Origin of the sequence: Vespertiliibacter pulmonis, assembly GCF_013377275.1 — a bacterium.
GTDB classification, from domain to species: Bacteria; Pseudomonadota; Gammaproteobacteria; order Enterobacterales; family Pasteurellaceae; genus Vespertiliibacter; species Vespertiliibacter pulmonis.
In genome coordinates this window covers 498,812-512,845 of the sequence record NZ_CP016615.1, presented here as the reverse complement: position 1 = coordinate 512,845, position 14,034 = coordinate 498,812, and the positions used below count along the sequence as shown (strand labels likewise).

14 protein-coding genes are annotated in these 14,034 nt (G+C 37.2%); 5 read left to right on the top strand and 9 right to left on the bottom strand.

Going from position 1 to position 14,034, the window contains the following annotated elements:
- Nucleotides 1–5: 5 nt before the first annotated feature.
- The 3 genes from fur to ybfE are packed head-to-tail and all read right to left on the bottom strand — an operon-like array spanning nucleotide 6 to nucleotide 1,317.
- Nucleotides 6–458 (bottom strand): ferric iron uptake transcriptional regulator, encoded by a 453-nt coding sequence (fur, locus tag A6B43_RS02530; RefSeq protein WP_124211736.1) that lies wholly within the window; start codon nucleotides 456–458, stop codon nucleotides 6–8.
- Nucleotides 459–483: 25 nt separating this feature from the next.
- The gene (gene fldA / locus A6B43_RS02525; protein ID WP_124211735.1) at nucleotides 484–1,008 is read right to left on the bottom strand and encodes a flavodoxin FldA; all 525 of its coding nucleotides are present in this window, start codon (nucleotides 1,006–1,008) and stop codon (nucleotides 484–486) included.
- A 36-nt stretch (nucleotides 1,009–1,044) separates the two neighbouring features.
- Nucleotides 1,045–1,317, bottom strand: a complete 273-nt coding sequence (gene ybfE, locus A6B43_RS02520; RefSeq protein WP_124211734.1) for a LexA regulated protein — start codon at nucleotides 1,315–1,317, stop codon at nucleotides 1,045–1,047.
- Nucleotides 1,318–1,691: 374 nt separating this feature from the next.
- Between ybfE and A6B43_RS02515 the strand changes: the two genes are divergently transcribed.
- The 5 genes from A6B43_RS02515 (at nucleotide 1,692) to tehB (ending at nucleotide 6,408) form a co-directional block, all read left to right on the top strand.
- Complete coding sequence (locus A6B43_RS02515; protein ID WP_124211733.1) at nucleotides 1,692–2,678, top strand: oxidoreductase; 987 nt, start codon at nucleotides 1,692–1,694, stop codon at nucleotides 2,676–2,678.
- Between the two features lie 149 nt (nucleotides 2,679–2,827).
- Nucleotides 2,828–4,123 carry an NCS2 family permease gene (locus tag A6B43_RS02510; protein WP_124211732.1) on the top strand — a complete coding sequence of 432 codons (1,296 nt, stop codon included), beginning with the start codon at nucleotides 2,828–2,830 and terminating at the stop codon, nucleotides 4,121–4,123.
- A gap of 513 nt (nucleotides 4,124–4,636) precedes the next feature.
- Nucleotides 4,637–4,948: an HI1450 family dsDNA-mimic protein gene (locus A6B43_RS02505; protein ID WP_124211771.1), complete on the top strand. Its 312-nt coding sequence runs from the start codon at nucleotides 4,637–4,639 to the stop codon at nucleotides 4,946–4,948.
- On the top strand, nucleotides 4,924–5,436 hold the full coding sequence (gene hpaC, locus A6B43_RS02500; RefSeq protein ID WP_418902978.1) for a 4-hydroxyphenylacetate 3-monooxygenase, reductase component: 513 nt from the start codon (nucleotides 4,924–4,926) through the stop codon (nucleotides 5,434–5,436). Before A6B43_RS02505 ends, hpaC begins: the two co-directional genes overlap by 25 nt.
- Nucleotides 5,437–5,544: 108 nt before the next feature.
- Complete coding sequence (gene tehB / locus A6B43_RS02495) at nucleotides 5,545–6,408, top strand: SAM-dependent methyltransferase TehB (RefSeq protein ID WP_124211730.1); 864 nt, start codon at nucleotides 5,545–5,547, stop codon at nucleotides 6,406–6,408.
- Nucleotides 6,409–6,476: 68 nt separating this feature from the next.
- On the opposite strand, the gene A6B43_RS02490 is transcribed toward tehB, so the two are convergent.
- From A6B43_RS02490 to dnaE, 6 genes are read right to left on the bottom strand one after another with little or no spacing between them, the layout of a single operon-like run.
- Nucleotides 6,477–7,628, bottom strand: a complete 1,152-nt coding sequence (locus A6B43_RS02490) for an N-acetylmuramoyl-L-alanine amidase (RefSeq protein WP_124211729.1) — start codon at nucleotides 7,626–7,628, stop codon at nucleotides 6,477–6,479.
- Between the two features lie 17 nt (nucleotides 7,629–7,645).
- The gene (gene tsaE, locus A6B43_RS02485) at nucleotides 7,646–8,149 is read right to left on the bottom strand and encodes a tRNA (adenosine(37)-N6)-threonylcarbamoyltransferase complex ATPase subunit type 1 TsaE (RefSeq protein WP_124211728.1); all 504 of its coding nucleotides are present in this window, start codon (nucleotides 8,147–8,149) and stop codon (nucleotides 7,646–7,648) included.
- On the bottom strand, nucleotides 8,142–8,699 hold the full coding sequence (gene orn, locus A6B43_RS02480; protein WP_124211727.1) for an oligoribonuclease: 558 nt from the start codon (nucleotides 8,697–8,699) through the stop codon (nucleotides 8,142–8,144). Before orn ends, tsaE begins: the two co-directional genes overlap by 8 nt.
- Entirely contained in the window at nucleotides 8,686–9,195 is a 510-nt protein-coding gene (gene coaD / locus A6B43_RS02475) for a pantetheine-phosphate adenylyltransferase (RefSeq protein ID WP_124211726.1), read from the bottom strand. Before coaD ends, orn begins: the two co-directional genes overlap by 14 nt.
- Nucleotides 9,196–9,233: 38 nt before the next feature.
- Entirely contained in the window at nucleotides 9,234–10,511 is a 1,278-nt protein-coding gene (waaA, locus tag A6B43_RS02470; protein WP_124211725.1) for a lipid IV(A) 3-deoxy-D-manno-octulosonic acid transferase, read from the bottom strand.
- A 45-nt stretch (nucleotides 10,512–10,556) separates the two neighbouring features.
- Nucleotides 10,557–14,033, bottom strand: a complete 3,477-nt coding sequence (dnaE, locus tag A6B43_RS02465) for a DNA polymerase III subunit alpha (RefSeq protein ID WP_124211724.1) — start codon at nucleotides 14,031–14,033, stop codon at nucleotides 10,557–10,559.
- Between the last annotated feature and the right edge of the window lies 1 nt (nucleotide 14,034).

Sequence of the window (14,034 nt, the reverse complement as noted above, 5' to 3'; positions counted from 1 at the left end):
GGAATTTAATCCTTTTCTTTCTCTTTTTCATCACATTGCTGAATGTTACTACATTTGCCATAGAGATATAAGCTGTGATTAGCTAATTCCATTCCGTGTTTTTGGCTAATTTCACGTTGGCGACGTTCCATATCAGGATCTTTAAATTCGAATACTTTTCCACAGTCCATACAAATAATATGGTCATGTTCTTGGTGTTGATTTAATTCATAGACAGATTTGTTAGTGTCAAAATTATGGCGAGTCAAAATTTCAACTTCTTCAAATTGGTTTAATACACGATAAACGGTCGCTAGACCAATTTCAGATTTCTGTTCTAATAGTAATTTATAAATATCTTCCGCTGAAAAATGTTGTTTTTCACTACGAATATTTTGCATCAACTCAAGGATTGTTAGCCGTGGTTCAGTAACTTTCAACCCTACTTTCTTTAGTAATTTAATATTTTCTTCAGACATTTTCTACTCCATCGTTGTCGTAGGATTAGGCTAATTCTGCCAAATACATTTCATCAAAAATTTGTTTACACCATCGAGCCACTCGATCGTCAGTAAGCTCTGGCTGGCGATCTTCATCAATACATAAACCGACAAAGGTGGTTTCATCAACAAGAGCTTGTGAGGCTTCAAAACTGTATCCTTCCGTTGGCCAATGACCAACAATAACACCGCCATTTGGTTCAATTACATCTCGTATTGTCCCCATCGCATCACAGAAATACTCGGCATAATCTTCTTGGTCGCCACAGCCGAAAATGCCTACAACTTTACCATTAAAATCAATCTCTTTTAAGGTCGGCATAAAGTCGTCCCAATCAGCTTGAGATTCGCCATAATACCAAGTTGGAATACCAAAAAGTAAGAAATCGTAAGATTCAATATCTTCACGGGTACTTTTTGCAATATCACGAATATCAATTAATTCTGCTCCAATTTGTTTTTGGATCATTTTAGAAATATTTTCTGTGTTTCCGGTATCTGAACCGTAAAATAAACCAACAACTGCCATTTGAAATTTACCTATTTTTATAATGAAATCAATGTGTTAATCATTGATATAATCACGTAATATCTGTTCAATTAACTGCCCACGAGAAAGCCCTTGAGCAAATGCTTGCTCTTCTAAGGCATGTACTAAATCGGAATGCAATTTTAACTCAACTCGTCTAAGCCCTGAGGAGCGATCTCGTTTGAGCTGATTGCGTTTATTGATTCGGATTTGTTGTTCTCGGCTAAGGGGATTGGTACGAGGCCGCCCAATTTTTGGCAGGTTTTCAAACAGATCCAGTGTAATGCAATCGGAATCTTGTTTTGCCATTTTCTGTCTTTGGGCATTAACTCATTCCCTAACTAGATGAGAATGATACGCTAAATTATAGGGAAGAACTATATCATAATCTCAATGGGTTGGGAATAATCGAAAGAGGATTTACTTTAGGTAAATTCATATAATATTTTGGGGAAATATACTTGCAAAGTAGCGTTCTGAATGCTTGTTCAGTATTAAATGCAAGTTCTTTTTACGACTTCTCGGGCAAAATTATGACTATTTGGATCGTGTTTATAGGAGAATGGTAAATAGAATATGTTACTGTTTTAAGCGCTTAATTACAGGTGTTATTAGTTCATATCCTTTCGTAAAAAGGGGAAAAAGAGTAGAATTGATGTTTATTTTGATGAGAGAGAAAGAAAATGGCAAGTATTCACTTAGCGATCGCCAGTGATTTTTTGTTGGCAGAAAAATTATTAGAAGCAGTAGAAAATAGCGAATTAAAGATTGAAAAGATTTCTGCTATTGAATTAGAAAGTTTTGGCGAAGAACATTCTTTACGGTTTGGAACAAAAGCAGTACCACAATTATCAGTTGAAGAAGTGGATTGGTCGCAATTTAGCCACGTTTTGTTTGCAGGAAAAATGAAAGAGGCGGAATTATTAGCGAAAGCAGTACAGGCTGGGTGCTTAGTGATTGATTTATATGGTATTACGGCTTTGATTAGTAATGTTCCAGTTATTGTGCCAAGCGTGAATGATGAAATGATTGCTAATGTGAGAGAGAGAAATATTGTTGCACTGGCAAACCCACAAATTAGCCAATTAGCTTTGGCATTGAAACCGTTGTTAGCACAGCCTATCTCGCAGGTTTTTGTTTCTTCACTCTTACCTTCTGCCTATTTTGGTGATGAAAAGGTGCGTGAGCTTGCGGGACAAACGGCACAATTATTGAATGGCATTCCGCTTGATGATGACAAGCCTCGTGTAGCTTTTGATGTCGTTCCAGCGAATGTTCAAGGAGAAGAAGCGAATTTACCGTTTTCTCGTGCTTTTGAGTTACAACTTGCAAAAGTATTACCAAATCTTACCGCTTGTGTTAGCTTTCACGCTATTCAAGTACCTGTTTTTTATGGTATTTCTCAAATGGTAACGGTTAAATCAGATTATATGTTAGATGTGGCGACTTTAAATGAGCAGTGGCAAACACAACGGTGGATATCATTTAACGACAATCAAGTGATGACAGCGGTCAAAAATGGTGAAAATGAAGATCAAAATGGTTTACAAATTAGTCAGTTATTAGCACAGAATGATAATAAAATTCAATTTTGGAGTGTGGCGGATGAGCAACGTTTTAGCCTTGCATTTTTAGCGATTGAATTATTACAGCAGGTATTGGAATATTAATCTGATTATAAAACTGTAAGTATATTGAGCGCTTAGATATTCTCTAAGCGTTTTTTTATGAAAAATTTATTTATAAAAACAAAAGCAAACGTTTGCCTTTTTTTAATCCCTTGATTAGAATATGTTTTTAAATTCACTAGGGGATTTTTATGTTAGACAAATTATTTCAATTGAAACAAAAAGGAACAACAGTAAAAACAGAGATTGTTGCTGGTATTACGACCTTTTTTACAATGGTTTATATTGTTTTTGTTAATCCGTCTATTTTAGGTGTAGCAGGAATGGACACACAAGTTGTGTTTGTAACGACTTGTTTGATTGCAGCATTTGGAACAATCGCAATGGGGCTCTTTAGTAACTTACCTATTGCCCTTGCACCTGCAATGGGGCTAAATGCTTTTTTTGCTTTTGTGGTGGTTCAAAAATTAGGCTATTCATGGCAAGTGGGAATGGGAGCTATTTTCTTAGGCTCAATTGGATTATTTTTGCTAACAGTTTTCCAAGTGCGTTATTGGTTTATGTCAGCAATTCCGTTGGCTTTGCGTGTAGGGATTGGTGCGGGTATTGGTTTACTGATTGCCTTAATTGGTTTAAAAAATATGGGGTTAGTCGTTGCCAATCCCGCAACATTGGTTGCACTAGGTGATTTACATGATCCAACAGTATTACTCGGTATTTTAGGATTCTTTATTATTGTTACACTGTCTGCTCGGGGCATTCATTCAGGTGTTTTGATTTCAATTACATTGATTACCGCACTTGCTTTATGGATTGACCCAAATGTGCAGTTTAATGGCGTAATTTCAACGCCACCAAGCCTTGATTCAGTCGTTGGGCAAGTTGATGTTGCAGGGGCTTTTGATACAGCATTACTTGGTATTATTTTTTCGTTTATGTTAGTGAATCTATTTGATTCATCTGGCACACTTATTGCGGTAACAGATAAGGCGGGATTTACGGATAAAAATGGGCGTTTCCCGAAAATGAAGCAGGCATTGTATGTTGATAGTGTTAGTGCAATGGTCGGTTCTTATATGGGAACATCTGCAATTAGCACTTATATTGAAAGTGGATCAGGTGTCTCTGTCGGTGGGCGTACAGGGCTGACGGCAATTGTAGTTGGGCTATTGTTTTTATTAACTATTTTCTTTTCACCATTAGCTAGTGTTGTACCATCTTATGCAACGGCTGGAGCATTGGTATTTGTCGGTATTTTAATGGCATCAAGTTTAATTGAAGTAAAATGGAGCGATTTAACGGAAGCTGCTCCCGCTTTTATCACAACCGCAATGATGCCATTTACCTACTCAATTACGGAAGGGATTGCCTTCGGATTTATTAGTTACTGTGTAATGAAATTAGCAACCGGGCGTGCAAAAGAGATCAATGCCCCAGTATTGGTTGTATCACTACTATTTATCGCAAAATTTGTATGGGTAGGATAATTTACTAGAACTAGCAAAATATAAGCGGTTAAATTCTAAGAAAATTTGCAAATATTTCTATGAATGTAACCGCTTGATTTATAAATTATTTATCTTTTCTTTGTATTATTTAAAAACTCACTAAAATATTTCTATTTAAAAAATAATAATATTGGAATTATAAAGGTTACAAATTTTTTCCTATTTATCTATTATATAAACTTTAGGTGTTAATCTATATTTATTAAATCATTTGATAGTGCAATAATTTTCCTCATCTCTAATGCCTTTAATTATTTAATTAAGTATTATCCTAAATTTAGCATTGTTCATTTAATCCTCTATCTAAGATTACCCTATTTATCGTTAAGTTTGTTTTGCTCTGCACTTTTAATAGGGTAAATTATTTTGCAATAAAAATTGATAATCATGAAGATATCAGTAAAATTGATCTTATATATCAAGGCTGATTTACTTGATCCTAGAGTATAAGTAAAAATAGCCATAAATTTTAAGTGTTGAAGGTATTTAATGATAACAAAATTGACCCCTGATGAAGCGATTGATATTGCGTATGATATTTTTTTAGAAATGGCGGGAGAGAATTTAGATCCTGCAGATATTTTACTGTTTAATTTACAGTTTGAAGAGCGAGGCGCTGTGGAAATGGTTGAAACCAGCGAAAATTGGGATCAAGAAATTGGTACATTGATTGACCCTGAGGCATTTGCTGAAGTGTGGGTTGGGCTGGTTAATGAAAATGATGTAATGGACGATATTTTTGCCCGTTTTTTAATTTCTCACGATGCAGAAAATCGTGAATATCATGTTGTTTGGAAAGAATAATAATGGCGGATTTTTCACAACAATTTCGTGATGCAATGGCTCATTTATCGGCGTCTGTACATATTGTAACCAGTAATGGTGAGGCAGGAAAAATAGGCATTACGGTTTCTTCCGTAACCTCTGTGAGCGATAGCCCTCCAACACTACTATTTTGTGTGAATCAGCAAAGCGAATTACACGATATATTAAAGCGAAATGGTGAGGTGTGCGTTAATGTGTTAAATCACGAGCAGGCTGATTTAGCTAAGCATTTTGCAGGAATGGAAAACAGCACAATGGAAGAACGTTTTTCGTGGGATATTTGGTCTGAAAATGAAAAAGGAATACCTAAGCTAGATACAGCGATTGCTAATTTAGAGGGAAAAATTGTAGAAATGTATGCTGTTGGTTCTCATACTATTTTTATTGTAGCGCTTTCAGCAATTCAATCTACTCCAAACCACAGTCTCGTTTATTTTGCCCGACAGTTTAAAACGGTAAAAATTTGATGATAATCAAACCGCTTGTAAAAGCCGACTAAAATAGTCGGTTTTTTTATTGTCTGTGTTAGCAATAAAAGGATATGATTAAGTGTAATTTTTCTTATAGGAGCAAGTATGCAAGATTTAATTTGCTATAAACAGATGCCAGTTTGGACGAAAGATAGCCTGCCACAAATGTTTCAAGAACAGCATAATACAAAGGCTGGAACTTGGGCTAAATTAACGATATTGCAAGGGGCAATAAGATATAGTGAGCTAACCGAGCAAGGTGAGATTGTTCAGCAGCAGGTGTTTGATGTGGATAATCAAAGCGCATTTGTTTCCCCACAAGTTTGGCATAAAGTTGAGCCTTTAACTGATGATTTAAGGTGCCAACTTGCTTTTTATTGTCAGCCACAGGATTATTTTGTTAAAAAATATAATTTGACGGTGACCCATTCAGAAGTCCTAAGTGCAGTTAAATACATTTCTTCGGGGACCGCATTAGATCTTGGTTGTGGGCGAGGTAGAAATTCACTTTATTTGAATTCACTTGGATTTGATGTAACAGCAGTAGATCATAGCAGTGAAAGTATTGGATTTTTAAATCGGATAATTACTCAAGAAGAGATTAAACATCTTCATACCGCAATTTATGATATTAACCAGGCTGATATTAGCGGGAGTTATGATTTAATTATTTCTACTGTAGTGATGATGTTTTTACAGCGAGATCGTATTCCTGCAATCATTAAAAATATGCAGGCTAATACTAAAATCAATGGCTACAATTTGATTGTATGTGCAATGGATACTGTAGAATACCCTTGTTCAATGCCATTTTCATTTACGTTTAAAGAGAATGAGCTAGCTGATTATTACCAAGGCTGGGAAATGATAAAATATAATGAAGAATTAGGGCATTTACATAAAACTGATGAAAACGGCAATCGTATTCAATTAAAATTTGTAACAATGTTGGCTAAGAAAATTAGCTAGCTAATCGTATAAATGCATAAAAAGGTTGCAGTAGAGCAACCTTTTTATGTTTTATTAGGAAAATAAGATTATCTTATTTTCAACTTTTTGCCTACTACGATTTTATTATCTTTAATCCCGTTTAACTGGCTCAATTTTTCAGGCGTAGTTTTATACATTCTTGCAATAGAGTAGAGCGTTTCATCTTGCCCTACAATGTGTTGCGTAGCATTTGGGTTGATAGTCTTTGTTTGTTCTTTCTTAGCACTTTCTTTATTTCTATTCTCTTTTACAGTAACCTCTTTTTTCGTTTTTGTTTCACTCAATACGGAAGTTTTTTCGTTAGTCGCTTTTCTATCTTGCTTTTTCGTTTTTTCTACTTGAGCATTTTTGTTGGTATTTACCGATTTATCATTAGTAGAAGGTTTAGCCTTTTCAGGTGTGTCTTCTTTAAAGACAGATTTTGGCACAACATAGCCTGAATATCGGCTACGATATTCTACTAGCCCGTTGTAAATAGCTCGAGCAATTTGGCGATGATAAGAGACTCTGGATAGTTTTTGTTCTTCGGTTGCATTCGATAAAAACCCCGTTTCAATTAAAATAGAGGGGATATCCGGCGAACGTAATACACTGAGGCTGGCGTGTTGTGGAACACTTTTTGCTAATGCGGTGATATTACTTAATCGGCGTAATACTGTTTTTCCTAGTTCATAGCCTGAACGTTGTGAGTGAGAAAACTGTAAATCTAGTACGGTTTGGCTTAAATAGCGTTCGTTAGTAGTTGATAATACTGAGCCAGCCCCCCCAAGTAATTCAGATTGTTTTTCGTGATCTTCCATCCATTTGCCTAGCTCATCATTAGCTCGTCTATTAGATAACACCCATACAGAAGCCCCTTTCATATCACTAGAATTAGGAGATGAATCGGCGTGAATAGAAACTAAATAGTTTGCTCGGGATTTTCGAGCAATTTCTGTTCTTTCAGGAAGTTGGATAAATTTATCACTATTACGAGTCATAATTGCTTTAAAATTAGGATCGGCATCAAGTAATGCTTTTAATTCTCTAGCAATAGAAAGGGTTACATCTTTTTCTTTTATACCTAAATTCTTACTCATTGCGCCCGGGTCTTTTCCTCCGTGTCCTGCATCAATAGCAATAATTGTGCGTGCGTAACTTTGAATACTAAAGAGTAACAAGGTAGTTGCACTTAGGCAGGTAAAAAATTTATTTCTCATAGTCTTCCTTTATTCTTTTATATTTTACAAGCGGTCTGATTGTTTAAAAATTTGCGAAATAGCTCATCTGCTTTAGCATTTTGTGGCAGAAGTTGTAGGTTACGTCCTTGTTCTGCATAATCTAATTGAATAATAAAATCAGCTGGGGGAATCATTCCGAGTCCACAGTTTGCCCATTCAAGTAAGCAGAGCGTTTGTGCTTTAAAATAATCACGAATCCCCATAAACTCAAGTTCTTCAGGATCTGCTAAACGATATAAATCAAAATGGTAAAGCGAAAATGGTGGAAGTATGTATTCTTCAACGAGAGTATAAGTCGGGCTTTTTACATTGCCTTGATGACCAAATGTGCGAACAATACTACGAGTAAGGGTCGTTTTACCTGCTCCTAATTCACCATTTAGGTAAATGACAAGAGAGTTGCTCGTGCTTTTGTTTAAATAATCACGAAATTGAATTGCAAGGCATTCCCCGAATTGGAGCAATGCTTCTTCATTTTTTAGATAGAACGTATTATTCATTGTCAGCCAAATTGATAAAGTGTGTACGATAAAATTTTAATTCTTCAATAGATTCTTTAATATCATCTAAAGCTAAATGGGTATTTTTCTTAGAAAATTGGTTGAATATTTCAGGTTTCCAGCGTGTGGCTAGCTCTTTTAATGTACTCACATCTAAATGGCGATAGTGAAAATAGTCAGCTAAATCAGGCATATATTTGTATAAAAAACGTTTGTCTTGAGCAATACTGTTGCCACAAATAGGTGAAGCGCCTTTAGACACCCATTTTTTTAGAAAATCTAAGGTTTGTAATTCAGCGGCACGTTCGTTGAGTTTGCTCTGTTTAACCCGCTCAATTAAGCCATTCGCAGTATGTGTTGTGGTACACCATTCACTCATTTTATTTAATAACTCATCTGGTTGATGAATAGCAAGTACTGGGCCTTCCGCAAGAATATTGAGATCTTTGTCAGTTACAATCGTGGCAATTTCAATAATACGTTCTTTTTCAGGATCAAGCCCAGTCATTTCAAGATCGATCCAAATTAAATTCTGTTTATTTTGACTCATTTTCTTTCCTTAATTCTTTTTCTTTGAGTGTTTCTAACGCTTGATAGACTGCATTTGGCACAAATTGTTCAACATTTCCGTGATGGCGGTAAATTTCTCGCACCATTGTTGAGGAGAGATGTCGCCATTCAATAGAGGGAGGAAGAAAAACGGTATCCAGTTTGCCTGCAAGCTGATGATTTAATTGAGCAAGCCCAATTTCATAATCAAGATCATTACTTCCACGAATGCCTCGAAGAAGTGCAATGGCATTATGTTGTAGGGCAAAATCAGCTAAAAGCTGTTCAAATCCCATAACTTTAATATTGGGGAGATGCTGGCAACTTTTTTTGACTAATTCAATACGTTGAGCTAGGTTAAAAAGCGGTTGTTTGCTTGGATTTTTTGCAACGGCAACGATGATCTGTTCAAATAATGCAGAGGCTCTCTGAATAATATCTAAGTGTCCATTGGTAATAGGATCAAATGTTCCTGCATAAATTATGGGTTTTGTCATTTTTTGTTGTTTGTTATCGTTCATTGATTGATTATAGCTTATTGTAAATAAGGTGCTAAATAATTTAGGTGGCGTTTTAATGCCCCTTGATTTTCTTTTAATACAGAAAAACCAGCTTGGCTGATTTTTTTGCCTAGCTCTGGGTGTGCAAGGAAATAATTTACAGCTTTGATAAGCTCTTCTTTCTCACTGCTAATTTCTACAACACCATTGACATTGCGTAATTTGGTAAATACTTCGGGGAAATTAAAGGTATGAATGCCTGAAATAACGGGCAGTTCAAAAGCAATGGGTTCAAGAGGATTGTGTCCGCCGTGTTTAACTAGGCTTCCGCCAATGAATGAAATTTTAGCTAAGCCGTAGAGTAGCATCATCTCCCCCATAGTGTCGCCAAGCAGCACTTGGGTATTTGGTAAAAGTGGCTGGTAATCTGAGCGCTTGATATAGGGAATTTGCATTTTTTTGAGTAAATCTTCAACGCTATCAAACCGTTCAGGGTGGCGAGGCACGAGGATCAGAACTAAATGGGGATAGTATTCTAGTAATGCCTGATGAGCTTCTAAAATTAGTTTTTCTTCTCCTTCGTGGGTGCTACCCGCAATCCAGACTGGGCGACCAGTCATATTTAAATCAATACGAGTTTGAATGACTTTCATCAGTAGCTCAGTCGTAATTTCTAAGTCGAATTTAAGATTTCCAGTATTAATTAAATGTTTTGGATTAAAGCCTAGTTCAAGATAACGTTCGGCACTTACGGCATCTTGGGCAAGTATCAGATCAATATTGTCCCACATTGATTTTAAATGTTTTTTTACCCAACCATAACGCTTTGCTGAACGAGGCGATAATCGAGCATTAGCAATAATAAAAGGAATATGGCGCTTTTTAATTTGATGAATTAAATTGGGCCAAAGTTCGGTTTCAATCACAATAAACAGTTTTGGATTAACGAAATTGAGAAAACGGTTAATGGCATCAGGTAGATCGTAAGGGAGATAAATATGAGAAACAGAATGGCCAAAAGCAGCTTTTACTTGCGTTGAACCTGTTGGAGTAACGGTGGTTACTGTGATTGATAAATCAGGGTATGCCTGCTGAATGGCTTTAACCAATGGGGTAGCTGCAATAACTTCTCCAACAGAGGCTGCATGGATAACGATTCCCCTTGCTTGCGGAGAAGATATATTGTAATAAAAGCCATAGCGTTCGAGTAACCGCTTGCGATATTCTGGTAATTTACGTCCCCGTTGGCACATTAATATTAAGATAAACGGCTGAAGTAAATAGGTAAGAACCGTATAGATATGGCGTAACATTTTATTTTTCCCTAATTATTTCTATTGTTAAAGCATCTGCTAACGTTATTCAAATTCAAGCTCTACGGCAGTTTCACCTAATAAATTTTTGAGTGAAGAGAGGAGTTCTTCTTTTGGCATAATACGCCATTCTACTCCACCACGCACTAATGCACGTCCATTTGGGCTATGATAGTAAAAATGTAGTGGTATAACACCATCTTTATGAGGTTGAATAAGAGCGGTGAGTTTGTTAATAAAATTCGGCGTTACTTGTTCTTGTGAGATAGCAAGAGCAAGGCTTTTAGCTTGTCCAATACGAGCATCATCTAATGAGAGAATTTCTCGAGCAGACATTTTTAGTCCCCCATTAAAATCATCAGTTTGGATTGAACCGCTTGCAATGATAATATTATCTTTTTGCAGTAAGTGACCAAATTTTTCGAGTGCTTCAGAAAAGAGCATAATATCTAGCTTACCTGAGCGATCTTCAATAGTTGCAATGCCAATGCGGTTTCCTTTTTTCGTCACAGTAATGCGAGATGACATTACCAGGCCGGCAACGGTTGCAGTTTGTCCTCGATAAGTTGGTTGAATTTCATTTAAACGGGTAGGGGCATAATGGGCTAGTTCTTTTAAGAAACGACCAATAGGGTGTCCACTTAGGTAAATTCCTAATGTAGATTTTTCTCCTTCAAGTACCGCTTGTTCTGTCCATTTGGGCGTATTGGCGTACGCATTTTGGACTTCTTCAGCGGTCTCGGTGAGTACACCAAACATATCGCTCTGTCCGAGCGCTTCCATTTTGCTATGTTGATCGGAGGCTTTAAGTGCATCTTCTAAATTTTTCATCAATGCAGCTCGGTGAGGCCCAAGTTTATCAAACGCCCCCGCCATAATTAAACTTTCAAAGGTCCGGCGATTAACTTTTTTCAAATCCACCCGAGCGGTTAGATCAAAGAGATCTTTGAAAATACCACCTTGATTGCGAGCGTCTAAAATGGCATCAATAGGCCCTTCGCCTACGCCTTTAATTGCGCCTAAGCCATACACAATTTCGCCTTTTTCATTCACACTAAAGCGGTGCTGCCCACTGTTGATATCGGGTGGTACAACTGTGAGTCCCATATTGATACATTCATCGTAAAAACCGACGATCTTATCGGTATTATCTAACTCGGAGGTCATTACCGCTGCCATAAACTCAGCGGGATAGTGGGTTTTTAGCCATAAAGTTTGATAAGAAACAAGAGCGTAAGCTGCTGAGTGTGATTTATTAAAACCATAGCCTGCGAATTTTTCTACAAGGTCAAATATTTTTTCTGCAAGCTCGCCCTTAATACCTTTTTTTTCTGCCCCTGTTTTGAAAATAGAACGCTGTGCTGCCATTTCTTCAGGCTTTTTCTTACCCATTGCTCGGCGTAATAAATCTGCACCACCTAATGTGTACCCAGCCAGAACTTGGGCGATTTGCATTACTTGTTCTTGATAGACAATAATGCCATAGGTTGGCTCTAAAATCGGTTGCAAACTTTCGTGCTGATTTTCTGGATCAGGGTAAGCAATAGGCTCTTTACCGTGTTTACGGTCAATAAAATTTTGTACCATTCCTGCTTCTAATGGACCAGGGCGGAATAAGGCAACTAGAGCGATAATATCTTCAAAATTACTTGGCTGTAGACGAGAAATAAGGTCTTTCATTCCCCGAGATTCTAGCTGAAAAACGGCTGTCGTTTTCGCCGCTTTTAACAGATCGAAAGATTTCTTATCATCAAGTGGAATACTTTCAATGCGAATAGGATCTTTCCCTTCTTGTGAACGGCGTTGATTGATCATTTCCAACGCCCATTTGATAATAGTCAGGGTACGTAAGCCTAAAAAGTCAAATTTAACAAGCCCCGCATATTCCACATCATTTTTATCAAAATGGGTAACAGGGTGTTGTCCTTGAGAGTCATAATAAAGTGGGGAAAAATCAGTAATAGTCGTTGGCGCAATCACCACCCCCCCAGCGTGCTTACCTACATTTCGTGTAACGCCTTCAAGTTTACGAGCCATATCAATTAAGGCTTCAACTTCTTCATCAGTATCATAGAGTTCTTGTAGTTTTGGTTCGGCATCAAAGGCTTTAGCCAGAGTCATTCCAGGATCTGGCGGAATTAATTTTGAAATGCGATCCACAAAACTATAAGGGTGTCCGAGTACTCGCCCAACATCTCGAATCACTGCTTTGGCAGCCATTGTTCCGAAAGTGATAATTTGTGAAACCGCTTGGCGACCGTAGGTTTCAGAAACGTGTTCAATAACTCGATCTCGTCCGTCCATACAAAAATCTACGTCAAAATCGGGCATTGAAACCCGCTCTGGATTCAGAAAACGCTCAAAAAGGAGGTCGAATTCTAATGGGTCAAGATCAGTAATTTTTAAAGCATAAGCAACCAAAGAGCCTGCCCCAGAACCTCGTCCTGGGCCTACTGGAATATTGTTATCTTTGGACCATTGGATAAATTCCATAACGATCAAAAAGTAGCCAGGAAAGCCCATCTGGTTAATTACATCAAGTTCAATTTGCAATCTTTCATCATAAACAGACCGCTTGCTTGCCCGAATTTCGGGATCGGGAAAGAGAAATTCTAATCTTTCTTCTAAACCTTCTTGGGATTTTTTGATTAAATATTCTTCTGTAGAAAGATCTCCAGTGGGGAAATTAGGCAGAAAATATTCGCCTAATCGAATAGTTACATTACAACGTTGAGCAATTAGTAGGGTATTTTCTAAGGCTTGCGGAATATCATCAAACAGCTGACACATCTCCTCTTCACTGCGAAAATATTGCTGTGGAGAGTATTTTTGTGGACGTTTTGGGTCGTCTAATGTGTAGCTATCGTGAATGGCAACACGAATTTCGTGAGCATCAAAATCGTCCGTGTGCAGGAAAACAACATCGTTTACGGCAACTACGGGTAATGCAAATTTATGGGCGAATTTGACCGCTTGTTGAATATACCGTTCTTCGTCTGAGCGTCCTGTTCGGCATAGGGATAAATAATAGTGATTAGGGAAATATTGTTGATAAAATTGCAGTAAATTTTCTGCTTCAGTTTGGTTTTCTTTCAGAAGTGCTTTACCAACATCACCGTTACGCCCGCCTGAAAGAATAATAATCCCTTCATTTAGTTCTGCAAGCCACGCTTTTTCAAGCAAAGGGAACTCAAAATAACCTTGTTGATAGGCTCGGGAAATCAGTAGTGTAATGTTGTGATAGCCTGTATTGTTTTTGGCAAGAAGCGTTAATTCATAATAATCTTCACTTTCAGGTGTTGGGCGAACCATTACATCAACACCAATAATGGGTTTAACCCCAGAACTTAGAGCTTCTCCGTAAAAGCGAACTAAGCCGTAAAAGTTAGTAAAATCTGTTAATGCCATAGCGACCATATTGTTGGTAACACAGGCTTTGATTAACGGTTTGACTTTAGCAACGCCATCGATCATTGAGAAATCGCTGTGAACTTTAAGATGAACAAAACGTGGTTGTGTCATA